Consider the following 26,314-nt stretch of genomic DNA (forward strand, 5'->3'; position numbering starts at 1 on the left):
GGGAGGGAGTAACCTATCATGATTAAATCCAAATACAGATGGGATATCCCCGTTCAGGACGAAGAGCTCGTAACTCGGCTTGCCCATGACTTGAACGTTAGCCGGTTAGTGGCAGGAGTGCTGGTCAATAGGGGCTGGAAATCCGCTGAGCAGGCTTTGCCATTCCTCCAAGCGGATACTGGAGATTTGGTGAACCCTTTTTTAATGAAGGGGATGACCGAAGCCGTCGAGAGAATATCCCGTGCGGTACGGGAAGGAGAACGAATACGCGTTTATGGAGACTATGACGCGGATGGCGTGACTTCTACGACGCTTATGATACGTTTGCTGAGCGAATTAGGGGCAACCTTCGACACTTATATTCCCCATAGAAGCCGGGAGGGGTATGGGCTTAATCTCGGTGCCATCGATCTAGCCTCGGAAGCCGGCGTCCGGTTGCTTATTACGGTGGACAATGGAATTAGCGCGGTTGACCAAATCGCCTATGCCGGGAAGTTAGGCATTGACGTAGTCGTGACCGATCATCACGAACCGCCGGAGATCGTGCCGGATGCGGTCGCTCTCGTTAATCCGAAACAGAAGGACTGCCCTTATCCCTTCAAGGGACTTTGCGGGGCGGGAGTCGTTTTCAAGCTTGCGCATGCCATGTTCGGGCATCCGAAGATCGAGTATGCGGATTTGGCGGCAATCGGAACGATAGCGGACTTGATGCCGCTAACCGGCGAGAATCGCATAATCGCGCGCCTCGGGCTTGAGCAGATGCGCCGCGGGCCGAATCCCGGCATTCGTGCGCTCTGCAAGGTATGCGCGGTGAAGCCGGAAGACTTGACCAGCGGGAGAATCGGGTTCTCCCTGGCGCCGCGGCTGAATGCGGGGGGAAGGCTTGAGCATGCGGACAGAGCGGTTAAGCTGCTCGCTGCGGCCGGAGACGAGGAGGCCGAGCTGCTGGCTCACGAGCTTGATAAGTTGAATGTCGAGCGCCAAGCGTTGGTCGAGCAAACGGTAATCGAAGCGGAGGAGATGTGGCAGAATCAATGCGCGTCCGAGCCAGGTAAGCTAAGCAATGTTATCGTTCTCGCCAAAGAAGGTTGGAACGCGGGCATCGCCGGACTGGTCGCTTCTAAGCTAGTGGAACGATACTACCGTCCGACCATCGTTCTGGCCATGGATGCGGATTCGGGGAAATGCAAAGGTTCGGCGCGTTCCATTGACGGATTCGATCTCTACGCGGCTCTTACGGAATGCGCGGACCTAATGGAGCATTACGGGGGCCATCAAGCAGCGGCCGGCATGACCATTACCCATGCAAACATTGCCGAGCTCGCGGGACGTCTACATACGTTAGCGGAACAATGGCTTAACGCGGAAGACTGGCAGCCGAAACGCAGAATCGATCTTAGCATTCCGCTATCCGAGATTACGCTTAAGGCGATTGACCAGATGGCTCGATTGGAGCCGTTCGGGAACGGGAATCCTACGCCGCGAATTCTAATCCGTGACGTGTTGATTCGGGAAAGTCGCACGATGGGGAAAGAGGACAAGCATTTGCGTATGACCGTAGAACAAGCGGGCAGCACGGTCGAAGTTGTCGCATTCGGTATGGGAGATCAGCGTGAACGTCTGGCGCCGGGACTAAAAATAGATCTTCTTGGCGAGTTATCGGTTAATGAATGGAACGGTAATCGTAAGGTGCAAGCCATGTTCCAAGACTTCCGGTCGCAGCATCTGCATCTGAACGATAGGCGGAAGGAACGAAATGTTTGGGGAGCGGTTGAAAAGCTTATCGTTAATCAGCAGAGCGGCTTAGCGGTTGGTTGCTCGCCTCTTGCGATTTTCAATGAGGCGGTTTCCAGATTTGGGCCTGCGGGAATTCCGATCAGCGCGTATACTGTTGCAGGGATCGACAATAACGGGAATACGGCCATTCAAACGGCGGCAACCTCCGAGCGGTATGTTGATCGTCGCGGAGAATGGCGGCATCTGATATTGATCGGTCTACCTTCTAGCGACCAAGAAGTTAGAGTGTTAAAGGAATGGCTTGCTCCGAAGAGGGGATTGGAGAGCGTAACGGTATTCTCTGGGCAAGATAAAGGAAGCCATACCCTGGAACCGGGCGGAGCGAGTTTCCCCGAGCGGAAGCACTTTGCTGAGGTATATGCGATGTGCCGCCAGCGCGGCCAATGGATTGACAGTCCCGATGGGTTTATCCAGGAAACTGCCGAGAAGACGGAATGGCCGTTATCCACCGTTAGAATGATGCATGAAATATTTATCGAGCTTGGTTTTATTTCGGCAGAAGGAGCTTCGCGGAAGATCGTCTCCGAGCCCCCGCGCAGGGAATTAGAGGAATCTTCGCGGTACCGCAAGGCCCGAGACCACGCCCAAGGATTGAGACTAACGGAAATGACGACGGAAGAACTTCATGGTTGGATGTCTTCTTGCCATGTTCTCTAGCCAAATGGCGGGGAAAAAGTGTATAATGCAGTTCGTGATAAATAAGTATACGTTTCATTCCCTAAAGGAGAGTTTGATATTCGTGAATTTCAAAGACTACATCCGGGTTATCCCGGATTTTCCGCAACCGGGCATTCGGTTTAAAGATATTACGACATTGCTTAAAGACGGTCCTGCCTATCGCGCAGCCATCGATTCGTTAAAAGAAATGGTAAAGGAAAAGGAAATCGACCTGATCGCGGGCCCGGAAGCTCGCGGATTCGTCGTTGGAGCGCCTCTCGCGATCGCGTTGGGAGTAGGCTTCGTTCCGATCCGCAAGAGCGGCAAGCTGCCGGGCAATACGGTGGAAGCGGCTTACGACTTGGAATACGGCAAAGACCGTCTCGCCATTCATAGCGACTCCATTCAGCCGGGACAGAAAATACTGATCGCGGACGACCTGCTTGCTACCGGGGGAACAATCGCGACTTCGATCGATCTGATCACTAAGCTTGGGGGAGAGATCGTGGGGGCCGCGTTCTTGATCGAGCTTAGTTATTTAAGCGGAAGAGACAAATTGTCGGGACTCGATGTCGTTTCCCTGGTTACTTACTAATAAGAGCGAAATAGGAAGGACATTCCTTAGTTTAACGACGGGGGATGTCTTTTTTGGTAGCCGCTATTCCTATGCGGTTACGCTCAATTTAGGTATGTCATATGTTGTAACAATTACGCTCGGAAGCAAGGTTGACGTTTCCTGTCGCTAAGAGGCATAATGGTAGCAATAACTTCAGGGGAAACTCCCGGCGTACGGCGCCGGCGGAAAGGAATTCAGCATGGGCATGGAGCTGCTTCTCGAGAAAGCAACCACATATATGAAAGAACAAGATTTGCAGAAAATCCGGGAAGCTTACGAATTCGCCGAAGAGGCGCATCGCGGCCAAGTTCGTAAATCCGGTGAACCTTATATCCTGCATCCCGTAGCCGTTGCCGAAATCTGCATGGGTATGCAGATGGATGTCACTACGGTAATGGCTGCACTTCTTCACGACGTTGTCGAAGACACGAACGTCACCGTCGAAGATCTTCGCGACCGTTTCGGCGAAGTCATCGCTGGACTTGTCGACGGCTTAACCAAGCTTGAGCGGATTCAATTTCAGTCGAAGGAAGAGCAGCAGAACGAGAACTACCGCAAGATGTTCGTGGCGATGGCGAACGATATTCGGGTTATTCTGATTAAGCTGGCCGACCGGCTCCATAATATGCGCACGCTTAAGTTCCAGTCGGAAGAGAGCCAGCGGCGCATCGCGCACGAGACGCTGGAAATTTTCGTTCCGATCGCCCACAGGCTCGGGATCAGCGCGATCAAGTGGGAAATGGAGGACATCGCGCTCCGGTTTCTCAATCCCCAGCAATATTATCGCATAGCCCATCTGATGAAAATGAAACGCACGGAGCGGGAGCAGCACATTGCGGAGTTGATCGAACGAATTCGCGAGAAGCTGGAGGAAATGGGCATACAAGGAGATATTTCCGGGCGTCCGAAGCATATTTACAGCGTCTATAAGAAGATGTCTAACCGCAACAAACAATTCAACGAGATTTACGATTTGCTGGCGATACGCATTCTTGTCGATAACGTGAAGGATTGTTACGCGACGCTCGGAATCATTCATACGTTATGGAAGCCGATGCCGGGACGTTTTAAAGATTATATAGCCATGCCGAAGGCGAATTTGTATCAATCCTTGCATACGACGATCATCGGGTCGACGGGGGAACCGACGGAAGTACAAATCCGTACATGGGATATGCACAGGACAAGCGAAATCGGAATCGCAGCCCACTGGGCTTATAAGGATGGAAACACGACTGGCGTAACGCCCGGCAGCTTCGGGGATAAAATGAATTGGTTCCGCGAAATCATCGAGCTGCAGCAGGAAACCCGCGATGCGGCGGAGTTCATGGAATCGTTGAAAATGGATTTCTTTTCCGATCTCGTATTCGTGTTCACGCCCAAAGGCGAAGTATTCGAGCTGCCTGCGGGAGCCGTTCCGCTCGATTTTGCATTCCGCGTTCATACCGAGGTCGGCAACCGGACGATCGGCGCCAAAGTTAACGGTCGTATCGTTCCGCTTGACCACAAACTAAAGACTGGCGACATCGTAGAGATTCTTACTTCGAAGCATTCCTACGGTCCGAGTCAGGATTGGCTTAAAATCGCGCAATCCTCCCATGCGAGAAGCAAGATTCGCCAATGGTTCAAGAAAGAGCAGCGGGAAGAGAGCGTCGATAAGGGGCGCGACCTGCTTGAGCGGGAGTTGAAACGGCTAGGCTTGGAGCCTCATGAATGGATGTCGGAGGATAAACTCCAGGAAGCGGCTAAGAAATTTACTTTTAACGATATAGAAGATATGATGTCGGCTATCGGATTCGGCGGCATAACGGCTGCCCAAATCTGCACGAAGCTGACGGAGAAAATGCGCAAGGAAGCGGAAGAGGCGCAGCAAATCCAATTGACGACGGAAGTCAAGGAAATGAAAGCTCCCGCGTCGGCAACGGAGAAACGGCGTCCGACCCATGGGGTCAGCGTGAAGGGCGTAGATAACCTGCTTGTTCGTTTCGCGAGATGCTGTAATCCAGTGCCGGGAGACGACATTGTCGGTTATATTACGCGCGGTCGAGGCGTGTCCGTTCATCGGAGCGACTGTCCGAACATTCCGACCGGAGAAGACGGAGAAGAAGCGGCTCGCGTCATCGAGGTCGATTGGGAGTCGGCCGTCGAGTCGAATTACAGCGTCGAGATCGAGATTCTCGGCCACGACCGCAGAGGATTGCTGAACGAGGTTCTTCAGGCGGTTTCGGAGAGCAAGACGAACATAGCCGCCGTATCGGGTCGTTCCGATAAGAATAAGATGGCGATTATGCATATGACGATCCTTATTCGCAACAAGGATCACCTTCAGTCGGTCGTCGATAAAATCAAACGCGTCAAAGATATTTTTTCCGTGCAACGGATGATGCAATAGCAACAGGCAGCTAGAACGGGGGGAACAGGGAGTGAAAGTCGTATTACAGCGCGTATCCGAAGCAAGAGTAACCGTCGATGATCATGTCGTTGGAGAAATCGGTGCAGGCTTGATGCTGCTAATCGGCGTAGGACAAGAGGATACGGAGCAGGATTTGGTCTGGATGGCGGACAAGCTTGCGGGACTAAGAATATTCGAGGACGAAGCCGGAAAAATGAATCTGTCGGTCGAAGACGTCAAGGGAGCCATCCTATCGGTATCCCAGTTCACGTTGTACGGGGATTGCCGCAAGGGCAAGCGGCCGAATTTCATGGGCGCCGCCAGGCCGGAGCAAGCTGTGTCGTTCTACGAGCAATTCAACGAGCGTCTTCGTTCTCGGGGATTACGGGTGGAAACCGGTCGATTCGGCGCGATGATGGATGTCTCTCTCGTGAATGACGGACCGGTTACGCTAATTTTAGACAGCCGGAACGGTTGAAATTGTGTCCTTGCGGCAACACTACATGTCGAACCCTTCTTTGAAAAAGAAAGGATGTCGGCATGATGAGACAATCGCGCAAGGAAGCCAATATGGAGTGGATGATGCGGGAAGGCTTGATGCCGGAACGCAGGGAAGCGATGGCCTTAGCGAGTCAGATCGGCGAAGAATTCGGGAGCGAGCTGGGGGCGGGTCCGCTAGCGGGAGCCGCTCACGGAAGACGCCAACCCCCCGGCGGGCGAGGCTAAATCGAGCGGCTCGACCGCTCGCGTGATAACGGCACTGCGCGCCGTTATCACGCGAGATCTGCCGCACGGGACCACGTAACGGCAAGAATTGCCAAGAATTGCCGTTAACAGTTCCCGAGTTACTCCGAGCACAGTCGGTAACGGCAAAATTGCCGTTAACAGTTCCCGAGTTACTCCGAGCACAGTCGGTAACGGCAAAATGCCGTTAACAGCACCCGAGTTACTCCGAGCACAGTCGGTAACGGCAAGAATTGCCGTTAACAGCACCCGTGTTACTCCGAGCTCAGTCGGTAACGGCAAGAATTGCCGTTAACAGCACCCGTGTTACTCCGAGCTCAGTCGGTAACGGCAAGAATTGCCGTTAACAGCACCCGAGTTACTCCGAACACAGCCCGTAACGGCACGGATTGCCGTTAACGGCTCCCGAGTTACTCCGAACACTGCCCGTAACGGCACGGATTGCCGTTAAAAGCACCTAAGCTACTCCGTGCATACCCTGTAAAGGCGCTGATTGCCACTACAACGCGTCTTCGCGGCTGTGTTACGCGGGGGGATGGCAACGATCCCTTTCTCCTTAACCGTAGATTTCACACGTTATTACCTTTTTCGCAAGTTAGCGTTTTCTTTTTTGTAACGAAACTGTAATCTTTTATTCATGCCTTCTTAAAGTAAATAGACTACTCTATAGACGACCCCCTTTTTCAATATATTTAACGTATGGACCTGTCAGTGAGTTGGCAGGTTATTTTCTTTTAAACGAAGTCGTCTTGACATGCCCTCGGCAACAGACTACAATTAACTACAATTGAAATTTGCCTTCGATTCTATGACAGGGAACAGTACTCCGGCCCCACGCCTCCAGAGAGGAAAGCCATTAGGCTGCAAGCTTTCCGGCGATGATTGGACGAACGACACCCTCGAGAACCAGATGCGAAAGACGCGAACGCCGGATGCGTGCGGGTTGAGTAGTTTCTTGGCGTAGCCGGGCGTTAACCGGATGAAGCGCAAGCTAGTATCGATATGTTCCTCTGGGACGGATGATCGGCTTGAATGACGGGTGGCACCGCGGGAGCATGCAGAACACGCTCTCGTCCCTGACGATCTTAGGATCGTTATGGGACGGGGGCTTTTTTATTGTCTGAAAAGGAGTGAAAACTATGGGTTTTCAAAAACCGCCGGGGACGCAGGATATTTTGCCCGGAAATTCGGAGCTATGGCAATACGTGGAGAATACGGCGCGCGACATCTGCCGGAAATTCCGGTTTAACGAGGTCCGGACCCCTGTATTCGAAGCGACCGAGCTGTTTAAACGCGGAGTTGGCGAAACGACGGATATCGTCGAGAAGGAAATGTACACGTTCGAGGATCGCGGCAAACGCAGCATGACGCTCCGCCCGGAAGGAACGGCAGGAGTCGTGCGGGCATACGTGGAGAACAAACTTTACGGCGAGCCGGATATATCCAAGCTTTATTACATCGGTCCCATGTTCCGTTATGAGCGGGCGCAAGCGGGAAGATACCGCCAATTCCACCAGTTCGGCGTCGAAGCCATCGGGTCTTCGGACCCTGCTTTGGATGCGGAAGTAATCGCTTTAGGCTACTCCTTCTATCGCGAACTTGGGCTAAAGGGCGTAACGGTGGATCTGAACTCGGTTGGTACCCCTGCGGTTAGAGCCGAGTTCCGGGAGAAGCTGCTAGCTTTCCTGATGCCGATGAAAGACGACTTGTGCGACGATTGCCAATCGCGGATGGAACGTAATCCACTAAGGGTTCTCGACTGCAAGGTCGATCAAGACAAGTTCACCAACGCACCTTCCATTCTGGATAGCCTTGATGAAGAAAGCGAGACGCATTTCGCGCGAGTGCGCGAATGTCTGGACGAAACGGGAATTCCGTATAACCTTAATTCCAGGCTTGTACGCGGATTGGATTATTACACGCATACGGCATTCGAATACAAGTGCCAAGGGATCGGCGCTATCGATACGATTGGCGGCGGCGGAAGATACAACGGGCTTGTCGCGGAGATCGGCGGGGATGACAAGCCGGGAGTAGGTCTTGGACTCGGATTGGAGAGAACGCTCCTCCTATTGGAAGACCAAAGAATTAGACCCGATCTGGGCAATGTCGCGGACGTGTATATCGTCGCGCTCGGCGATCGCGCGGAGAAAGCAATCCCGGCGCTGCTACAGCAGATTCGTATGGAGGGAATCGCGGCGGATCGCGATTACCAAGGGCGGAAGACGAAAGCGCAATTCAAGGCTGCGGAGCGCAGCGGCGCCCGGTTCACGGCCGTTCTGGGCGACGACGAGCTCGATCGCGGCGAAATCTCTCTAAGGCTGACGTCGGACGGACTGCAACTGCAATCCGTTAAGCTTGCCGAGCTAGGTACAACGATTCGAAGTTACATGACCATAGACGAAAAGGGGAACAACAACTCATGATGCTCAGAAACATCGATTGCGGTAAATTATCCAAGGAAAATGTCGGCCAGACGGTCGTTTTGAACGGTTGGGTGCAAGGCTGGCGCGACTTCGGAGGGATTCTTTTCATTGATCTCCGCGACCGTTCGGGAATCGTGCAAATCGTTTTCAACCCTGAGTTCTCCGGTCAAGCGTTAGAGCTTGGAAGCCGCGCGCGCAACGAATACGTGCTGGCGGTCAAAGGGAAAATCGTCGAGCGCGACGCCGAGACGTTTAATCCGAATTTGGCGACTGGCGAGATTGAAGTCCAGGTGCAAGAAGTAGAAATCATCAATGCGGCGAAAACTCCGCCATTCCCAATCGAAGACGGGGTAGAAGTAGATGAATCGCTTCGCCTGAAGTACCGTTACCTGGATCTTCGCCGTCCGGAAATGCAAAAGACGCTTCTGCTTCGTTCGAAAGCGACGAAGGTATTCCGCGATTTCCTAGACGATAACGGATTCATCGACGTGGAAACTCCGATCCTGACCAAGAGCACGCCGGAAGGCGCGCGCGATTACTTGGTACCAAGCCGGGTTCATCCGGGCGAATTCTTCGCCTTGCCGCAATCGCCGCAATTGTTCAAGCAATTGCTCATGGTAGGCGGTCTTGAGCGTTATTATCAAGTGGCGCGTTGTTTCCGCGACGAAGACCTTCGCGCGGACCGTCAACCGGAGTTTACTCAGATCGATATCGAGACTTCATTCCTTTCTCAGGATCAATTACTAAGCATGATGGAGGAACTGATGGCTCGTCTTTTCCGAGAAACGATCGGCGTCGAGATCCAGACTCCGCTCCAACGTTTGACTTACAGCGATGCGATCAACAAATACGGATCCGACAAGCCGGATTTGCGGTTCGGGTTAGAGATCGAAGACGTAACCGACATCGTGAAGAGCAGCGACGTGAAAGTATTCGCTTCCGTAGCCGCTTCCGGCGGAGTCGTGAAAGCCTTGAACGCCAAAGGCTGCGCGAGCTGGAGCCGCAAAGAGCTTGACGACCTTCAACCGTTCGCCGCCCGTTACGGCGGCAAAGGCATTGCTTGGATTACCGTCAAGGACGGCGAATGGCGCGGTCCGATCGTGAAGTTCTTCAAGCCGGAGGAAATCGCGGCGTTGACCGAACGCTTGAACGTCGAAGAGGGCGACCTGCTGACGTTCTCCGCCGATAAACTAAAGACGGCTGCCGACGTCATGGGCAATTTGCGTCAGAAGGTCGGGCGCGATCTTGGCCTGATCGACAACAAGGCTTACAAATTCTTATGGGTCGTCGACTTCCCATTACTCGGCTGGGACGAAGAAGGCAAACGCTTCGTTGCCGAGCACCATCCGTTCACCCGTCCTAGCGACGAAGATCTTCCCTTGTTCGAAAGCGATCCGGGTGCCATTCGCGCGCAAGCTTACGATATCGTGCTCAACGGTTATGAAGTCGGCGGCGGTTCCATGCGGATTTACAGTCGCGACGTGCAAGAGAAGATGTTCCAAGCTCTCGGATTCTCTACCGAAGAAGCGCAAGAGAAGTTCGGTTTCTTCCTCGACGCATTCGAGTATGGTACGCCGCCTCATGGCGGAATCGCGTTCGGATTGGATCGTTTAATTATGTTGCTTGCGGGCCGCACTAACCTGCGCGAAACGATCGCGTTCCCGAAAACGGCAAGCGCAACGGACTTGTTATGCGATGCTCCATCCCCGGTAACGGATCGTCAATTGGACGACTTGCATGTTCGCTTGTCGGCTAAAGCCATTGCCGCGCAAACCCAAGGCTAAGGCAAAGGAGAGAACGAACCGATGTTGCACCAGTTCTCCAGAACGGAATTGGCGATCGGGCCGGAAGGTCTGGAGCTGCTTAAGGGCAGCACGGTCGCCGTGCTTGGAATCGGCGGAGTCGGCGGAATCGCGGCCGAGGCATTGGCCCGCTCCGGAATCGGACGGATCGTATTGATCGACAAGGACGTCGTCGACATTACCAATATCAACCGTCAGATACACGCGCTTATGACAACCGTCGGCCAGCCTAAAGCTGATTTAATGAGAGATCGCATCAAGCTTATCAATCCGGATTGCGATGTCATCTCGCTCAGGATGTTCTATACCGAGGAGACGTACGAGGAGTTATTCAAATACCCGCTTGATTACGTCATCGATGCTTCGGATACGATTTCCTATAAGATCCATCTCATCAAACAATGCTTGGAGCGCGGTATCCCGATTATCTCTAGCATGGGAGCGGCGAACAAAACGGATCCTACCCGTTTCCAAGTCGCGGATATTTCCAAGACGTCCGTCGATCCGATCGCGCGCGTCATCCGCAAAAAACTGCGGAACGAGGGCATCAAGCGAGGCGTGCAGGTCGTATTCTCTACCGAGCTTCCGATCAAGCCGCGAGGCGACGTAACCGAGAAGATTGTCCCGGATACGGCGCCGAAGGATATTCGTAAAGCCCAGCAACCGCCTTCCAGCAATGCTTTCGTTCCCCCCGTTGCGGGATTGATTATGGTTAGCGTCGTATTCAAGGAGCTTCTGGCAAGGGTGGATAAACCATATGAATGAGGCGTTGATCAAGAAGCTAAGATTATCTTCGGACGGTAAAATAGCGATTATGGAGCCGCCGCAAGGATTTCTGGAGCTCGTGGGAAGAACGGAGCAAGATACGCAGGCGCTCGAGAACGAGAACGGCACATACGATTTCGTGCAATTGTTCGTTACTAGCGTTGCAGATGTGGAGCGGCTTGCTCCGCAAGCTCTTCGTGCCGTAAAGCCGGATGGATTGCTATGGATTTGCTATCCCAAGGGTTCTTCGAAGATCAAGACCGACCTGAACAGGGATCGCGGCTGGTCCATCGTATCCGCCTCGGGCTGGGAAGGCATAGCCATCGTTTCCGTGGACGATACCTGGTCCGCGTTAAGGTTTCGCCCTGCCAGCGCGGTAGGAAAAACCCGCGTGCCTCCAGCCGAGCGCAGTGCAGCGAGCGCGGGGCAAACCGAACCTCTCGAGATTCCCCAAGACCTGCAGGCGGCGGTTGACGCGAATGCGGAAGCGACAGCTTTCTTCGGTAACCTTGCACCCTCTCATAAAAAAGAATACGTACGTTGGATCGTGGAGGCTAAGAGGGAGGAAACCCGAGTTTCTCGAATAGAGAAGGCGATTGAAAAGCTGTCCGGAGGGTTCAAAAGGCCTTCCGATAAATAACGGATGAAGCAAACACGAATAAAGGCTATTCCAAGCGTCGAGCGCTGGGAATAGCCTTATTTGTCGTTGCCTAATTGATTAAGGGCGATGAATGGTCTTGACGTGGTCCAGATGGATAAAGGTACTGGCGCCGTCCGCGGTAACCAGTTCAAGCAGATTATTCTGTACGGATTTTAGCAAGCCGATTTTCTCGGGATGTTCCCCTAAATCCAGGATGACGAATTCGTTTTCGAATTTCTTTAACTGCTGGTCGAACGTTCGTGCTAGCGATGCCGTAGCGGGATGGACGGGAAATTTCTCTTGCTCCAGTGCATAGGGCGTCGTGTGCGAATCGTAGGGCACGAGTATTTTTAAGTGTCGCATAGATACATAGAGCGATCTGAACATAGGCGAATAGAAGACGAAAAAATCATTCATAATGCTTGTAACGTATCCATGAACCGTTTGACTGCCGGCGATATAGAGCTCTGAGAACATTCCTTTCGCGTTAAGCAGCACCTTGCGGTAGGACAAATCCATTGCGGGATCGAGCGGTGGCTCGGACGGTGTGCCGAAGTTGGATTCATGAGCCGGGCAACGGGTCAATTGCTGAATGTGGACGAGAGGTACGTATAGGAATTGGGTGCCGTTGTGCAGGACGAGAATGTCGGCGCCAAGATCGATTAGCCTACCTTTCACGGGAAATCGGGTGCCGGATACGGTTAAGGACACGGATTGGTTCAAGTAAGTTTCCATGGGTTCAGCGGAAGCACCTCCTTTGCGACTACGGTTGAACCTGGGCATGGCCGTGGTTAGCGGCGACCGCTACCTTTGTTACGATTGCGTCCTCCGCGCCCCTGAGTACCGCCGGTCCGATTTTTGCCGCCGGATCTGCCTCCTGTTTTGTTGCCGCCGGATTTATTGGATTTGTTGTCGCCGGATTTGTTTCCGCTTTTGTTTTTGTTGTCTTTATTGTTGTCTTTATTGTTGTCTTTATTGTTGTCTTTATTGTTGTCTTTATTTTTGTTTTGGTTTTTGCCGGAGAGAGACACGTTTTTGATGTGGAAAACAGGGATTCTCACCAATTCGCGATCAACGATGAGCAGAGCGTTATCCGGGCCAACCTCGGCTAGGAAACCATCGAGCTTCTCCGGTCCGCCGCGGTTGATTTGGATGTGCTTATGGCGCAGGCGGGCAAGAAGGGTTTGGAAGTTAGGGGCGCTGATGAAGCTTCTGTGTCTTCCGCCGGAACGACCTCCGCTTTTTCCATCGCTTTTTCCGCCTTTTTTAATGCCTTCCGTAATGCTTTTGACATGAGCGCCATTGACGTAGACGATGACATTGTCAGACAGGATGACGAGAAAGTCACCAGGGATTGCAATAAGAACACCTTCTACGCTGTCGGGACCGCCACGATTGACTCGAACCTCTTGGCCAATAAGGTGACCTGCCTGCAATACGTAATTATGTTGCCGCGTTTGAGTGGCCTGCTGTTGCGGTGCTTTTTGAACCGGTTGGAAAAAACTAAATAACATGGGTTCATTCTCCTTCCATAATTGGGAAATTCCATTCATTGATAGATTCGCTAAACTTACTTCTCACATCGCGAAGAGGGACACTTGCATGACTGCCTATATACGCTTTTGTTATCCTTATTCTTTGTCCCTCCTTTGCACTTGTGGGGGAAGTGAGTTTGTAATCTATATCTATGTGCCTCTCAGTGAATGAGATACGGTTGGTTGTCCGAGTACATCGAAAAATCCGCATATACATAGTAGAGAAAAGCCCTTTTTATCCGGTATTCTGCGCCTGTCTCTATCGACAACAGGCATTCACTCATAGACTGAATAATCTTAAATTGGAGGTGTAGCTTCATTGAGCATTGAATTGCATGAAGGAAAAAGAAATCGTCCTAAACGTTACTACCGTAAATGCATTTGCTGGAGGCAAGTTAAAGGCGGCAAGAAAAAGGCCGGAGGAGAGCAGGATCAGAGTCATCAAGGGCATAACGATACAGGAGCGCAAGGAAACAACCAATCCTGGGGAAATTGGGGAGGTCATTTTTCTAGCGAAGGAGTCGCCGGGGACAATGTAGGCGGTGGAAGAAGCGGTGGTCGCTCTGGCGGACGTACAGGCGGTCGCACTGGCGGACGTACAAGAGGCCGTACAGACGGACGTACAGGCGGTCGTACTGGCGATCACTCTGGCGATCACTCTGGAGGACGTACAGGCGGTCGCACTGGCAAACGTACAGGCGGTCGCACTGGCGGACGTACTGGCAAACGTACTGGCGGAACCGGCGGACGTACTGGCAAACGTACTGGCGGAACTCGCGGGCGTAGCGGCAAACGAACTGGCGGTCGCGGCAGCGGGCGTAGAAGATAGTGTATAAGAGTCCCGACGCATTGTGAAACGGAGGCATCCTTATTGCAGCTGAGCTGCGGGGGATAGCCTTTCTTTTTGGCTTGGTTCATAGACGAATGCCGTTTCCGCGAATGCCGGGGCGACATACGCTGATTCTGATGAATCGACGCTTCATAAAGGAAAGGCGGAGTCGATATGCCACTACCGGTCAGGTCTCTCATTATTAGCGAATCGGCAAGCCGGGAACTGGAAAGAAACCTTTGGAACGACAATTACGTCCCGGCCAAAATGACTACCAATGGCAGAACGGCGTCGGTGCTCGTGCGTTATAGGGGAGGCCATACGAGAGGGTATCCTAAACGATCCTACGAAGTCGTGAGCAAGAACCAAGCTTTTCACTACAACGCCGAATTCGACGATCCATCCATGCTCCGCAACGCGCTTTCGTTCGCCTTTTTTCCGATGATCGGAATACCTGCACCGAGAACGAAACACGTACTCCTTATGATGAATGGTCAACCTCTCGGAATTTATCTGGAGATCGAGGGGGTTGAGAAGCTCTTTTTCCGAAGGAGAAGAATCGGGGCTTATTCCCTGTTCTATGCCATTAACAACCGCGCCGATTTCGGTCTGATGTCGCCGGATACCGATCATCTCAAATCATCCCTTTTCACGGGATACGAGCATCGGTTCGGCGGGTCTTCCGAGAAGGCGAAGCTGAAAAGCTTCATTAAAAGGTTTAATTCGCTCAAGGGGACGAAAGGGGAAGCCTTCATCAAGTCCCGCCTGGACGTAACCAACTATCTTGGTTGGTTGGCCGGCGCCGTACTTACGGGGAATTACGATGGTTTCGAGCAGAATTATGCGATATACCGCAGCCGGAAAACGAGTAAGCTCCGAATGATACCCTGGGATTATGAAGGAACTTGGGGGCGCAATTGCTATGGCCGCAGAGTTGAAAGCGACTTGGTAGAGGTCGCCGGTTACAACTTTCTAACGCGCAAGCTCTTAGGGTACTCGAGCATTCGCAGGCAATATAAAACCATTTTACTGAAAGCATTGAACGGTCCCTTTTCCGAAAGCCGGTTAATGCCCATCGTGGAACGAATGGTGAATCAGATTGCCCCGTACATTCGCGAGGATCCGACTCGTAGATGGTCATTCGGCGAATTTCTTGGGGAACCGAACGTCATCCGTCAATATATAAGGGAAAGAAGAGCGATTATTCAAGCGGAGATAAAAAATTTATAAAGGAACGCCTGTTCGCGTTCTCTTCCTGTCCATATGTCTTTCTGATATGATAGGGGGAGCAGAAAGGCGGGTCATAGGATGGATTTATTCAGCTTTCGCGAACAATCGGAGCCTCAAGCGAGATTGCTCGCCGATCGGATGCGTCCTGAGACGCTGGAGGATTATATCGGTCAGGATCACCTTATCGGTCAAGGAAAATTGCTTCGGAGGGCTATAGAAGGCGATGTTGTTTCATCGATTCTGCTATTCGGTCCTCCGGGCTGCGGTAAAACGACGTTAGCGCATATTATTTCCAAGCAAACGAAGGGCGATTTCGTTCGGTTAAACGCGGTAGACGCGTCGGTGAAGGACGTTCGGGAGGTCATCGAGCAGGCGGAACGAAATAAGAGCATGTACGGGCGCAAGACGATTCTGTTCCTAGACGAGGTACACCGCTTCAATAGCGCAAGGCAAGATGCCCTTCTGCCTGCCGTTGAGCGCGGGATTATTATATTTATCGGGGCGACGACGGAAAACCCTTTCCACTCCGTCAACGGAGCATTGCTATCGCGTTCGACGCTGTTCCGTCTTGAGCCTCTTACGAAAGAGCACTCCATGCTGGCGATGCGTAGAGCGTTAGCGGATTCCTCTAAGGGGCTCGGGTTTATGAAGCTGTTTGCCGAGGAGGATGCTTTGGAGCATATCGCTTCGATGGCTAACGGCGATATCCGGCGTGCCTTGACGGCGTTGGAATTGGCCGCCGTTACGACACCATCGGAGCTTGACGGCACGGTTCGCTTGACGGTTGAGGTCGCGGAGGAATCCATACGACAGCCGACGGTTCAAGCAGACGAGTCAACGCAGTACGACGTGTTGTCGGCATTCCACAAAAGCGTAAGAGGCTCTAGCGATGCCGCTCTGTTCTGGTTCCTCTATGCGGTCGAGAAGCTTGGGATGGACCCTATGGTGTTCCTGCGGCGCTTGACGGTCGCATGCAGCGAGGACATCGGGCTTGCCAACCCCCAGGCGATGGTTCAAGCCGTAAGCGCTATGGAAGCCTACCATAGAATTGGCTGGCCTGAATCCAAGTATATCGTATCCCAAGCGATATTGTTCGCGGTGGAAAGTCCCAAATCCAACGCAATAGCGATTGCGATTGGCCGGATTATGGATTCGTTCGATGCCCTCAAATCCTCTGAGGTGCCTCTTCATCTAAGGGATGGGCACTATAGCGGCGCGAAGAAATTAGGACATGTCGGCTATCAATATCCGCACGATTATCCGGGACACTACGTGGAACAGAATTATTTGCCGGACAAGCTGTCCTCCAAAGTGTTCTATGAAGCCACGGAGCAAGGCATGGAGGATAAAATCCGGCAGAACCAGCAAAAACGCAGAGGGAAGAGCAAAAGGGAGCGTTAATTTTCGTTAAATACAGCTTGAAATCAACTTATATCGTTAGAATGGGGGATATAAGGCCTTTTCGTTCGAAAATTCGGCATAGGTGGCAGGCTCACGGGAATAGAGATGGATACTACGGCGAATTACGGGGTCACCCGTCGTTTGACGGACTGCTCCAAACCGTCTAAGCTATAGAAAAGCTATGCATCTTTATCAATTTATTTATTATTGCTATTTTTCCATATATAAAGGAGGTGTACCTGTCCTCTCCTACTGGTGAGGATAGGGATTATTTGGACGGTGACCCCTTTCCATTAAGCGTGGACTTGGTCTTGATTTTTGCTCTGGTGTTTCTTAATGGTTTTTTCGTTGCGGCAGAGTTTGCCATGGTTAAAGCGCGCGGATCAAGAATTGATACATTGGTGCAAGAAGGACACAAGAAAGCGAAAGTTGCTTCCCATTTGATGGAGCATCTGGATGCATTTTTGTCGGCCTGTCAGCTTGGAATCACGCTTACGTCGCTTGGACTTGGATGGATAGGCGAGCCGGCGATTGCGAGGATGCTCGAGCCCCTGTTCGAAGCCATGAATTTGAACGACAAGCTGGTACATCCTTTATCTTTCATCATTGGCTTTTCATTTATCACGGCGCTTCATATCATTCTCGGTGAATTGGCACCGAAATCGGTGGCCATTCGCAAAGCCGAAATGGTGACGCTATGGACGGCTACCCCGCTGATCTTTTTCCGTAAAGTGATGAGTCCGTTTATCTGGATTCTTAACGGCATCGCAGGATTATTGCTTAAGCCATTCGGAATCGATACTTCGGAAGTCTCTTCCTCGGCCCATACGGAGGAGGAAATACGGATATTAGTGAAAGAGAGCCATAAGAGCGGGCTAATCGATAAGACGGAATTGACGCTTATGGATAATATTTTCGAATTCGCGGAGACGAACGCGCGCGAAATCATGATTCCCCGCACGGAGATGAGCTGCCTCTACGGCAATATGTCGTTCGAGGAGAACAAGAGCATAGCGCTCCGCGAGATGCATACGAGATATCCGGTTTGCGAGAAGGATAAGGATAATATCATTGGCTTCGTTCATATCAAGGACTTGTTGAAAGCTTCGGACAATTCGATTCACGATATCCGGGAACTCATGCGTCCGATGACGACCGTGCCGGAAAGCATGCCGATCAGCACGTTGCTCAAACTCATGCAGAAACGCAAATCGCAAATCGCGATTCTCATCGACGAATACGGCGGAACTTCAGGATTGGTTACGCTGGAAGATATCATGGAAGAAATCGTCGGAGAAATTCAGGATGAGTTCGATGAAGAACGTCCCGACGTGGAGAAGCGCGACGAGAACACGTATTCGATTAACGGGATGATGCTGATCGAAGAAGTAAACAGCTTTTTCGGATTGGATATATCGACGGACGATTACGATACGATCGGCGGATGGATTTACTCTCAGATCGAGAATCCGCCGAAGAAAAATCAGTATGTCGTATCCGAAGACGGGTTCAGGTTCACGATAGAAGAGACGGATCATTTGCGAATATCCAGGGTAACCGTTACTCGGACGGAAGAATCGAACTGGGAGCCGCAGGCAGAGACCGGCTAAAAAAAGGCTGTATAGGGATTGTAATTGACCCTATACAGCCTTTTTTTTGTTTATTAAGCATTGCCGCGACGCACATGCACTACCAGGAATCCGATCGCGCCTATTAAAGCGAAGATTGCGCCGGTCCGGAATACATAGCCAAGCCCAAAGGCATCGTACAGCCATCCTCCGAGAGTACCCGCGATTAATCCAGCCAAGCCTGACCATACGACGGCGAATACGGCTTGACCGGAGGAACGGTACTCATCGGGGATCAGAGCCTGTAGGCAGCGCAACGCCGTAATGTAGAAGATGGCGAAGGTAATGCTATGCATAGTTTGCACCGCGACCATCATCCAGGGTCCACTCGCGTAGCTAAGCAGACTCAATCGAATGACATAGAGGAAGCTTGCCACAGCCAGAAGAGGCAGCTCTCGGTACCGATGTCCGTATTTGGCAAGGAAGAAGAACATCGGGATCTCACTGACCGCCGAAGCTAGCGAGGCATAACCGATGATGGAGTCGTTGGCCCCGAGATCTCTCATCGCAATGGAGAGAAAACCCTCGTTCATCCGATGCGCGACAGAGACGATCATGATCAGCGCGAAAAAAGCAACGGTCTCTCGCTTGCGAAGAAGTCCCCATAACCCGCCGAATTCGAATTTTTTCAATGTCGCCTGGAAGTCTCCAATGAAAAAGGAGAAGATCATCGATACTCCTATCACGGAAAGGGCGAGAATGATGGTCAGGTCGGAGCCGTAAATTTTAAGCAAGTAACCGAAGGCAACCGCGCTAAGCGCATATCCGAGCGAACCGAACACTCGGATGGCAGGGAAGGTTCGGTTCATCTGATCCGCCGCGAGCAGGGACACGCTATCGAGCATGGAGTTGATGGGCGTTTGGAATAGGTAGAACAACGCCATGATGGCCGCCATGATCCCGAATTCCTTCTGCGGTAACAATAAAGCCAGCGCAAGGATTTGGACGGTATAGAGCAGGGTGAGAATCCGGCGCAGGTTTTTCGTGCGGTCGCTTAGGATCCCTACGGCCAAATTCGATACGATCGATAATAAGGGACCGACGGAATAGATAGCTCCTATCTGAAGCTTCGTATAGCCGAGGCTTTCGAAATATAGCGGGAAATAGGAGATGAGCAATACCATGGTTGCGTAATTCGAGAATTGCATCGTACGCAACACGGTTAACTGGCCTCGCAATGAATGCGTTTTTTCCATGAGGTGAAATCTCCTGTTCTTAAAGCAAATATCAGTTATTTAGCAGAACGATGAGCGCGACGGAAAAGATAGGCTAGAAATACCAATTCGGCGATTACTCCGCCCGATTGCGCCAGGGAACCGAGTACGCCGTTCCAACCGGGCAGAATCAATACGAGAACGATGATCGACAAAGCGGTTATGATGGCGTTAGCCAGCTGCGATCCGAACATAAGCTTGGTCTCGCCGTTTGCCATCACGATTCCGTTTAACGTATCTAGCCAAGGAAATACGAGCACGAACGGAAAAAATCCCCGCAAGGCATGAATGCAGGCATCCAATAAGTCGTCTTTGACTCCGAGAATGTGGGAGAACATCCAAGAGCCTATAGGAGTGAATGCCATTATCAACATCAGCAACGGCGGAATAAATCCCAGCGTTAACGTGAATTGGCGAACGAGAGCCGGATGAGACTTTACGAACAACAACGCAATTTGATGAAAATAAGTAAAGAAGCCGAGAATGAGATTCATTAAGCTGCCGGCTACCGCGAACGAGGCTACGGCTAACGTTCCTCTCTCCGTGGTTCCTAACAACGCGTTCAAGATCGGTAGCAGCCATACGACGATTAGGGAAGAATAGAGCAGCGGATTATAGAATGCCATTACCTGTTTCGGCATCGTAATATCGCAATTTTCTTCCTTCTCCGGCATTTCCTTTAGCAGCCTGCTGGATTCCCACCAGCTAATAGAGGCTTCGATGATCATCCCGAAGACGAATATTATCGTTCCTTGCAGCGCGCTATCGACGCCCACGCGAAGGAAATACTGCGATAGGAAGAACATTCCGGCCAGCCGGAAGATCATCGCGATCGTCAGCCATCGCGTCCTCATCTTGTATATAATGACTCCTTGATATAAGCAACGGATTCCGGAGAAAACGGATAAGAACATCAGAGCATAATAGGCATGCACCGCTTCCCTTTCGACAATGGGATCCGCCCCGTAAGCGCCTCCGAAAATCCAATGCCCGAACGGAGTGTAAGCGACCAATCCGCCGAATGCCAAGGCAGCTCCGAACACAAAGAAGCTGACCTTCCTAACGGCACGGAAAGAAATCCTGTCTCTCACGAGCGCGGAACAGGTTTGCCTGAACAGAACGGACGGTCTCTCCGTCACGACAAGCAAACTCATCGCCAAAGCGTAGCCCGCCAGAATAATCTCGGGGTTGCTCGATCTTGCCAAAGTACCGTTAATAATAACGTGAGACAGATTAATGAGCAGTACGGAGATGCCCATGGGAATGAAAAATAGGAAAAGCCGTCTCAGCGAGACCGGCTCGATTTCTTTTGACATCGTGATCTCCTTAGATGCGTGATAACTTACCCCGTCCACCCAGATAGCTATCATTATAACAGATAATCGACGATATTCGGGGAACGATTTCGGACAACGATTCAGACAATAATGCTGGATTTCACCGGTTCGAAATGATAAATTAGAGGATAATGCTTTCTTAAAGGTTCTAGGAGCGAGTAGGGTGGAGAACATGCGGGTGAAATCCGGGTGGCTGGATAGCCAGTTCGAATATAGCGAGCGGCACGGAATTGCAATTCCATGCCTGGATAGCGATTGGAATGAACTGAGTCTTGTACATCGGACCGCAATACTTGCGAAATGGGAAATGATCCGTGGGAGTATCCCCGATCAAATCATGCGCTTTGAAGCTAAGATCAGGATCCGACAGCAGCAACTTTTCGAGGAAGACGATTTCGCCGAGTCCTGTCGCATAAACGGCGATATCGCGGATCTTGCCAGCCGAATCAACGACCTGAATATTTGGTTTCGTACCCAACAAGACTTGGAAGATAATTCCAAAATGCACGTCGGATAGAGCGAACCGGAGGCCAATTGAAATGAAAAGCCGAACGCTGTTGGCGGGCCGGTCCCCTCGAGGACCGATTACGCTGATGAGAAGAGTGTATAAATATATTTTACCGGAGGTCCGCGCGGAACTGGGCCGATGGAGAATTCGGGCAAACGGCATACCGGACCCGGAGCTGCGCAAGCAAGCGCTGGACAGCATGAACGCGAAGCAGTTTCATTGCGAAGGCGGAGGGGTGTATGCGGCTGCCAATCTGGAGCAACGGCATATCTTGATTCCGCTGATCGTGGCTCTTCAGACGATTAGCGATTACTTGGACAATCTGTGCGATCGCAGCACTTCCTTGGATCCGGGAGATTTTCGCCTGCTGCACCAAAGCATGCTCGACGCAGTCACACCGGAGGCGCAGGTATTAAATTATTACGCTTTGAGAGAAGAACAGGATGACGGGGGTTACCTCGCCGCCCTTGTGGCGCAGTGCAGGGACTCGATCGCGCAACTGCCCGCTTATCGCCATGTACAGAAGCATGTGATGGAGCTTGTGCAATTATATGGAGATTTGCAGGTGTACAAGCATATCTCCCATTCGCAGCGAGAACCTGAGCTATTGAATTGGTGGGGGAAGCATGCCTCACGATATCCGCAATTGAAATGGAATGAATTCGCGGCAGCCGCGGGTTCGACGCTCGGAGTGTTCATGTTGTTCTTGGCAGCAAGCGATCCAACTTTAGAAGCTGATCAAGCCGATGAAATAAGAAATCATTATTTTCCATCCATATGCGGATTACATATTCTGCTCGACTACTTGATAGATCAAGCAGAAGATGAAATCGGCGGTGATTTGAACTTTTGCCGCTATTACGAAGATCAGCGAATTCTGAACGGCCGGATGGAGCTAATGGTTCAAGCAGCTAGGCAATCGGCAGACGAGCTTCCGTTCGGACACTTTCATCGGATGATCGTAGAGGGTCTAGTGGCGCTATATCTATCGGATCCGAAGGTTCGGGATCAGATTGAAGTGCGGAAGACCGCTAAGCTTCTGATGAAGGGAAGTCCATGGACAAGGGTGTTTTTCTGGCTCAATAGCCATTGGATAAGGAAGGCCATGTAAGAGCATTGATTATAGGAGGAATTCGGAAATGAGCGCAGTAAAAAAAATAGCGGTACTGACAAGCGGTGGGGATTCGCAAGGCATGAACGCGGCGGTACGAGCCGTCGTTAGAAGCGCGTTATATCGCGGACTTGAAGTATACGGCGTGCAGCGCGGTTACCAAGGCTTGCTGAATCAAGACCTCAGGCCGATGGATTTGCGCAGCGTAGGCGATATTATTCAACGCGGCGGAACGATTCTGCAGACTGCCCGTTGCAAGGAGTTCATGACGGCCGAAGGCCAGCAGCGCGGGGCGGACGTTTTGCGCGAGCATGGCATAGACGGTCTAGTCGTCATCGGCGGCGATGGTTCCTATCAAGGAGCCAACAAGCTGAGCAAGCTTGGGATCAAGACGATGGGGTTGCCTGGCACGATCGATAACGACATTCCGTTTACCGACTTTACGATCGGATTCGATACGGCGGTGAGCATCGTTGTAGATGCTATCAATAAGCTGCGCGATACGATGACCTCCCATGAGAGATCTTCCGTCGTGGAAGTCATGGGCCGGCATTGCGGGGATATTGCTCTATACGCGGGATTGGCAAGCGGCGCCGAAGCGATTATCGTTCCGGAGGTCCCTTTCGACATCAAGGATATTTCGCATCGAATGAAGGACAACTTCCAAAAGGGCAAACGGCACGGGATCGTTGTCGTGGCCGAGGGCGTATGCTCCGGGGAAGATGTGGCCAGGAACATTACGGAGCATAGCGGCATCGAACCGCGCGTAACCGTGCTTGGGCATATTCAGCGCGGGGGTTCGCCTACGCATAATGACCGGATTCTGGCGAGCCAACTAGCCGATTATGCCGTACAGCGCCTGCAAGAAGGCGATTCGGGCAAAGGCATTGGAATTATGAAGGGCGAATTCGTAGCTACCGATATCGAGAAAGTGGTAACGACCAAGAAATCATTTAATTTGGATCTTTATAATCTTGCATTAAGATTATCCCAATAAAGGAAGGGACTGTGCAGGAAGACCGACCGGTCGTGCCTGCCCAGTCCCTTTATTATCGATCTAACGGGGAGATGAAATAAATTGTATTTATACAAACTGGAAGTTCAATTAGAAGATAAAGAAGTTGTTTTGATCGTCATGGGGGATTCCGACGAAGAGGTTATGCACGAGGCAGAGGTTCACATAAACAAGCATTTCATAATTCCGCCCTTTATTCGCGAGATTGTCTTGATCGAGAAACGTCGAGCCAATAAAGGCTCCGCTTACGTAATCGAAAAGTGACTAATATGTATATAAAGTTATGGGAAGAGGTGGGAAACGCTATGAAGATCGTTATTATTGCGGGAAGTAACCGCCGCGGCTCCACGAGCACGAAGATGTCGCGTTTTGTGTCGGCGAGATTGCAAGCCAGAGGGCATGCAGTCCAACTCTGGGATCTTTATGCGCAGCCTCTGCCCTTCTATGATCCCGATCAAGAGGCCCGGCCGGAATCGGCGACTCAACTCGCGGGACTTGTAGCGGAAGCGGATGCGATCGTACTCGCAACGCCCGAATATCATGGCAGCGTGTCGGGCGTCTTGAAGAATGCTCTGGATTATTTGGACGGCGATCACTTCAGTGGGAAAATGGTACTAGGCATCAGCTCGGCCGGCGGGGCCGTGGGCGTTAGCTCGCTGCAGCATTTGCAGGTCATTATTCGCAACGTTCATGGGATCAACTGCCCGGAGTGGATTTCCGCAGGCGGCGATCAAAGACGCTTCGACGAGAACGGTGAGCCGGTGCAAACTGCCGTTAAAGCTCGGGTGGAAAGAGTCCTGGATACCTTCATGGAACTATCAGGCAAGCTCAGGGCGTGAATTGTGTCAATAAAGCTGACGTTGAACTAACAACGTCAGCTTTTGTATGTAATTTGCCCTAGCGCGGAATCCTATTATCCATTATAATAGCGGTAGATAGAACATAATTTCAGACTCCCTGAACATAATTTCAAAAATAAGCAGTTTGAATGGTGTGACTTTTGTTGGATAACGACAAAATTAAAAAAGTGATCGAAGCGGCTAAGTTGTATTATCAATTGGATTATAGCCAGAACGAGATCGCGGATGCGTTAGGCGTATCCAGGCCCACGGTATCAAGGTTGTTGCAGCAGGCCAAGGCCGAAGGGATCGTTACGATCGAGATTAAAGATCCGACGGAAGACGTCGAAGTTCTGCGAAATATGCTGAGGGAACGATTTCAACTCAAGAATGTCGTTGTCGCTTTTACGCCTACTTACGAAGAAAATGTCGTGAAGAGATATATTGGGCAGGCAGCAGCATCTTACCTCAACGAACTGGCCAAGGACGGGGACACGATCGGTGCTTCATGGGGCTCGACCATGTATCAGGTCGCCCTTCAATTGAAGGCTAAGTCCTTGGTCAATTCCTTCGTCGTGCAATTGAACGGAGGCGTGAGCGATGCGGACGTGCGGATTTCCCCCTCGGAGATCGTCCACTTGTTCGGTAAATCATTTAATGTTACGCCGTATTTCATGTATTTGCCGGCAATTGTAGATCATATTCTCGTGAAGCAATCGATGCTTACCGATCGCCATATCCGCAGGGTAATGGATATGGGGAAAAGCGCGAACATCGCCGTTTTCACGGCAGGCTCTCCGACGCCGGATTCCGTGCTCATCAATTCGAATTATTTTCGCGAAGACGAGCTTGAGATCATTAAAACAAAAGCCGTTGGAGACATCTGCTCCAGATATTACGATAGCAACGGCGTAATTTGTTTACCCAGCTTAGATGAGCGTACGGTCGGAATCGAACTTGCGGATTTACGAACCAAAGAGCACTCTATTCTAGTCGCCGGAGGTCCCTCGAAGGTCAATGCCATTTACGGGGCGTTAAGAGGGAAGTACGGAAATACGTTGGTTACCGACCAGATCACAGCCAAAGCTTTGCTAACCAAATTGGACTCACGGGAGAAATGACAACGATGAAGGCAGAACAAATCGCAGGAATGATCGATCACACTTTGTTAAGCGCTGTAAGCACAGAGGCGGAAATTATTCGGATATGCTCGGAAGCGAAGCAATATGGATTCGCGACGGTATGCGTAAATCCATACTGGGTTCCTCTGGCTTCCAAAGAACTAAAGGGGAGCAGCGTTGGCTTAACGACCGTTATCGGATTTCCTCTCGGAGCGAGCAGAACAGAGAACAAGGCTGCAGAGGCTACGGATGCCATTCAAGCAGGAGCTACCGAGATCGACATGGTGTTGAACATCGGAGAATTGAAATCAGGGCACACGGATGCGGTGAAGCGAGACATTGAAGCGGTCGTTGCGGCATGCAGGGGCAAAGCGGCGGTGAAAGTCATCATCGAAACCTGTTACTTGACGGACGAGGAGAAGAAGCAGGCTGCCCTACTGTGCAAGGAAGCGGGCGCCGACTTCGTTAAAACCTCTACCGGCTTCGGAACAGGCGGGGCAACCGTCGAGGATGTCGCCCTCATTCGTCACGTGGTAGGTCCGGACATGGGAATTAAGGCGTCCGGCGGCGTTCGCGATCTCGATATTGCACTCAAATTGATCCAGGCAGGCGCAACAAGGCTGGGAGCAAGCTCTTCTATCGCGATCGTTACGGGCGGAGTCGGACAAGGGTATTAGAGAACCCAAGGTAATATGGCCAGCGTGATA

The 26,314-nt window shown here is 51.6% G+C and carries 25 protein-coding genes; 21 read left to right on the forward strand and 4 right to left on the reverse strand.

All coding sequences use genetic code 11. The features are described from left to right. Positions 1-18 precede the first annotated feature (18 nt). From recJ to E2980_RS02875, 9 genes are all read left to right on the forward strand, one after another. On the forward strand, positions 19-2,454 hold the full coding sequence (gene recJ, locus E2980_RS02835; RefSeq protein WP_135150611.1) for a single-stranded-DNA-specific exonuclease RecJ: 2,436 nt from the start codon (positions 19-21) through the stop codon (positions 2,452-2,454). Between the two features lie 82 nt (positions 2,455-2,536). Then, a complete protein-coding gene (locus E2980_RS02840; RefSeq protein ID WP_135150612.1) occupies positions 2,537-3,049 on the forward strand; it encodes an adenine phosphoribosyltransferase in 513 nt (170 codons plus the stop codon). Positions 3,050-3,269: 220 nt separating this feature from the next. Then, positions 3,270-5,462 carry a RelA/SpoT family protein gene (locus E2980_RS02845; protein ID WP_135150613.1) on the forward strand — a complete coding sequence of 731 codons (2,193 nt, stop codon included), beginning with the start codon at positions 3,270-3,272 and terminating at the stop codon, positions 5,460-5,462. Positions 5,463-5,493: 31 nt separating this feature from the next. Beyond that, positions 5,494-5,940 carry a D-aminoacyl-tRNA deacylase gene (gene dtd / locus E2980_RS02850; protein WP_135150614.1) on the forward strand — a complete coding sequence of 149 codons (447 nt, stop codon included), beginning with the start codon at positions 5,494-5,496 and terminating at the stop codon, positions 5,938-5,940. Positions 5,941-6,002: 62 nt separating this feature from the next. Next, positions 6,003-6,188: a hypothetical protein gene (locus tag E2980_RS02855; protein WP_167746949.1), complete on the forward strand. Its 186-nt coding sequence runs from the start codon at positions 6,003-6,005 to the stop codon at positions 6,186-6,188. A 1,157-nt stretch (positions 6,189-7,345) separates the two neighbouring features. Next, a complete protein-coding gene (gene hisS / locus E2980_RS02860) occupies positions 7,346-8,632 on the forward strand; it encodes a histidine--tRNA ligase (RefSeq protein WP_135150616.1) in 1,287 nt (428 codons plus the stop codon). After that, positions 8,629-10,416, forward strand: coding sequence for an aspartate--tRNA ligase (aspS, locus tag E2980_RS02865; RefSeq protein WP_135150617.1), 1,788 nt, complete (start codon positions 8,629-8,631; stop codon positions 10,414-10,416). The genes hisS and aspS overlap by 4 nt, the downstream gene beginning before the upstream one ends. Positions 10,417-10,437: 21 nt before the next feature. After that, entirely contained in the window at positions 10,438-11,199 is a 762-nt protein-coding gene (locus E2980_RS02870; RefSeq protein ID WP_135150618.1) for a tRNA threonylcarbamoyladenosine dehydratase, read from the forward strand. Then, entirely contained in the window at positions 11,192-11,839 is a 648-nt protein-coding gene (locus E2980_RS02875; RefSeq protein ID WP_135150619.1) for a YdeI/OmpD-associated family protein, read from the forward strand. Before E2980_RS02870 ends, E2980_RS02875 begins: the two co-directional genes overlap by 8 nt. A gap of 78 nt (positions 11,840-11,917) precedes the next feature. Here the strand turns inward: E2980_RS02875 and E2980_RS02880 are convergent, their stop codons facing one another. Next, the gene (locus E2980_RS02880; RefSeq protein ID WP_135150620.1) at positions 11,918-12,574 is read right to left on the reverse strand and encodes a DUF2642 domain-containing protein; all 657 of its coding nucleotides are present in this window, start codon (positions 12,572-12,574) and stop codon (positions 11,918-11,920) included. Between the two features lie 56 nt (positions 12,575-12,630). Further along, positions 12,631-13,353, reverse strand: a complete 723-nt coding sequence (locus E2980_RS02885) for a hypothetical protein (protein ID WP_135150621.1) — start codon at positions 13,351-13,353, stop codon at positions 12,631-12,633. A gap of 356 nt (positions 13,354-13,709) precedes the next feature. Between E2980_RS02885 and E2980_RS02890 the strand changes: the two genes are divergently transcribed. The 5 genes from E2980_RS02890 to E2980_RS02910 all read left to right on the forward strand — a co-directional run bounded on the left by E2980_RS02890 (position 13,710) and on the right by E2980_RS02910 (position 18,444). After that, positions 13,710-13,913 (forward strand): hypothetical protein, encoded by a 204-nt coding sequence (locus tag E2980_RS02890; RefSeq protein ID WP_135150622.1) that lies wholly within the window; start codon positions 13,710-13,712, stop codon positions 13,911-13,913. Between the two features lie 3 nt (positions 13,914-13,916). Then, positions 13,917-14,210: a hypothetical protein gene (locus tag E2980_RS24020; RefSeq protein WP_167746950.1), complete on the forward strand. Its 294-nt coding sequence runs from the start codon at positions 13,917-13,919 to the stop codon at positions 14,208-14,210. A 167-nt stretch (positions 14,211-14,377) separates the two neighbouring features. Next, positions 14,378-15,433, forward strand: a complete 1,056-nt coding sequence (locus E2980_RS02900) for a CotH kinase family protein (RefSeq protein WP_135150623.1) — start codon at positions 14,378-14,380, stop codon at positions 15,431-15,433. 78 nt (positions 15,434-15,511) lie between these two features. Beyond that, on the forward strand, positions 15,512-16,834 hold the full coding sequence (locus tag E2980_RS02905) for a replication-associated recombination protein A (RefSeq protein WP_135150624.1): 1,323 nt from the start codon (positions 15,512-15,514) through the stop codon (positions 16,832-16,834). A gap of 272 nt (positions 16,835-17,106) precedes the next feature. Beyond that, the gene (locus E2980_RS02910; protein ID WP_135150625.1) at positions 17,107-18,444 is read left to right on the forward strand and encodes a hemolysin family protein; all 1,338 of its coding nucleotides are present in this window, start codon (positions 17,107-17,109) and stop codon (positions 18,442-18,444) included. A 53-nt stretch (positions 18,445-18,497) separates the two neighbouring features. Here E2980_RS02910 and E2980_RS02915 read toward each other — a convergent pair whose 3' ends face one another. Next, positions 18,498-19,658: an MFS transporter gene (locus tag E2980_RS02915; protein WP_135150626.1), complete on the reverse strand. Its 1,161-nt coding sequence runs from the start codon at positions 19,656-19,658 to the stop codon at positions 18,498-18,500. A gap of 35 nt (positions 19,659-19,693) precedes the next feature. Then, positions 19,694-20,992: a multi antimicrobial extrusion protein MatE gene (locus E2980_RS02920; RefSeq protein ID WP_135150627.1), complete on the reverse strand. Its 1,299-nt coding sequence runs from the start codon at positions 20,990-20,992 to the stop codon at positions 19,694-19,696. 193 nt (positions 20,993-21,185) lie between these two features. Here E2980_RS02920 and E2980_RS02925 point away from each other — a divergent pair, with 193 nt between their 5' ends. The 7 genes from E2980_RS02925 (at position 21,186) to deoC (ending at position 26,284) form a co-directional block, all read left to right on the forward strand. After that, positions 21,186-21,530: a hypothetical protein gene (locus E2980_RS02925; RefSeq protein ID WP_205699915.1), complete on the forward strand. Its 345-nt coding sequence runs from the start codon at positions 21,186-21,188 to the stop codon at positions 21,528-21,530. Positions 21,531-21,552: 22 nt separating this feature from the next. After that, entirely contained in the window at positions 21,553-22,632 is a 1,080-nt protein-coding gene (locus E2980_RS02930; RefSeq protein WP_135150628.1) for a tetraprenyl-beta-curcumene synthase family protein, read from the forward strand. Positions 22,633-22,660: 28 nt separating this feature from the next. Further along, positions 22,661-23,629, forward strand: a complete 969-nt coding sequence (gene pfkA / locus E2980_RS02935; protein ID WP_135150629.1) for a 6-phosphofructokinase — start codon at positions 22,661-22,663, stop codon at positions 23,627-23,629. 81 nt (positions 23,630-23,710) lie between these two features. After that, the gene (locus E2980_RS02940; protein ID WP_135150630.1) at positions 23,711-23,911 is read left to right on the forward strand and encodes a DUF3906 family protein; all 201 of its coding nucleotides are present in this window, start codon (positions 23,711-23,713) and stop codon (positions 23,909-23,911) included. Positions 23,912-23,952: 41 nt separating this feature from the next. Continuing rightward, entirely contained in the window at positions 23,953-24,486 is a 534-nt protein-coding gene (locus E2980_RS02945) for an NADPH-dependent FMN reductase (RefSeq protein WP_135150631.1), read from the forward strand. A gap of 164 nt (positions 24,487-24,650) precedes the next feature. Beyond that, positions 24,651-25,607 (forward strand): sugar-binding transcriptional regulator, encoded by a 957-nt coding sequence (locus E2980_RS02950; RefSeq protein ID WP_135150632.1) that lies wholly within the window; start codon positions 24,651-24,653, stop codon positions 25,605-25,607. Between the two features lie 5 nt (positions 25,608-25,612). Further along, complete coding sequence (deoC, locus tag E2980_RS02955) at positions 25,613-26,284, forward strand: deoxyribose-phosphate aldolase (RefSeq protein WP_135150633.1); 672 nt, start codon at positions 25,613-25,615, stop codon at positions 26,282-26,284. Positions 26,285-26,314 lie beyond the last annotated feature (30 nt).

Origin of the sequence: Cohnella luojiensis, assembly GCF_004564235.1 — a bacterium.
In the GTDB taxonomy this organism is placed as follows: domain Bacteria; phylum Bacillota; class Bacilli; order Paenibacillales; family Paenibacillaceae; genus Cohnella; species Cohnella luojiensis.

Bases quoted from the DNA above. Each gene is read 5' to 3' on its own strand.
- recJ (WP_135150611.1), top strand. From the start codon at position 19: ATGATTAAATCCAAATACAGATGGGATATCCCCGTTCAGGACGAAGAG.
- E2980_RS02845 (WP_135150613.1), top strand. From the start codon at position 3,270: ATGGGCATGGAGCTGCTTCTCGAGAAAGCAACCACATATATGAAAGAA.
- E2980_RS02855 (WP_167746949.1), top strand. From the start codon at position 6,003: ATGATGAGACAATCGCGCAAGGAAGCCAATATGGAGTGGATGATGCGG.
- hisS (WP_135150616.1), top strand. From the start codon at position 7,346: ATGGGTTTTCAAAAACCGCCGGGGACGCAGGATATTTTGCCCGGAAAT.
- aspS (WP_135150617.1), top strand. From the start codon at position 8,629: ATGATGCTCAGAAACATCGATTGCGGTAAATTATCCAAGGAAAATGTC.
- E2980_RS02870 (WP_135150618.1), top strand. From the start codon at position 10,438: ATGTTGCACCAGTTCTCCAGAACGGAATTGGCGATCGGGCCGGAAGGT.
- E2980_RS02875 (WP_135150619.1), top strand. From the start codon at position 11,192: ATGAATGAGGCGTTGATCAAGAAGCTAAGATTATCTTCGGACGGTAAA.
- E2980_RS02880 (WP_135150620.1), bottom strand. From the start codon at position 12,574: ATGGAAACTTACTTGAACCAATCCGTGTCCTTAACCGTATCCGGCACC.
- E2980_RS02885 (WP_135150621.1), bottom strand. From the start codon at position 13,353: ATGTTATTTAGTTTTTTCCAACCGGTTCAAAAAGCACCGCAACAGCAG.
- E2980_RS02890 (WP_135150622.1), top strand. From the start codon at position 13,710: ATGAAGGAAAAAGAAATCGTCCTAAACGTTACTACCGTAAATGCATTT.
- E2980_RS02900 (WP_135150623.1), top strand. From the start codon at position 14,378: ATGCCACTACCGGTCAGGTCTCTCATTATTAGCGAATCGGCAAGCCGG.
- E2980_RS02905 (WP_135150624.1), top strand. From the start codon at position 15,512: ATGGATTTATTCAGCTTTCGCGAACAATCGGAGCCTCAAGCGAGATTG.
- E2980_RS02915 (WP_135150626.1), bottom strand. From the start codon at position 19,658: ATGGAAAAAACGCATTCATTGCGAGGCCAGTTAACCGTGTTGCGTACG.
- E2980_RS02920 (WP_135150627.1), bottom strand. From the start codon at position 20,992: ATGTCAAAAGAAATCGAGCCGGTCTCGCTGAGACGGCTTTTCCTATTT.
- E2980_RS02925 (WP_205699915.1), top strand. From the start codon at position 21,186: ATGCGGGTGAAATCCGGGTGGCTGGATAGCCAGTTCGAATATAGCGAG.
- E2980_RS02930 (WP_135150628.1), top strand. From the start codon at position 21,553: ATGAAAAGCCGAACGCTGTTGGCGGGCCGGTCCCCTCGAGGACCGATT.
- pfkA (WP_135150629.1), top strand. From the start codon at position 22,661: ATGAGCGCAGTAAAAAAAATAGCGGTACTGACAAGCGGTGGGGATTCG.
- E2980_RS02945 (WP_135150631.1), top strand. From the start codon at position 23,953: ATGAAGATCGTTATTATTGCGGGAAGTAACCGCCGCGGCTCCACGAGC.
- deoC (WP_135150633.1), top strand. From the start codon at position 25,613: ATGAAGGCAGAACAAATCGCAGGAATGATCGATCACACTTTGTTAAGC.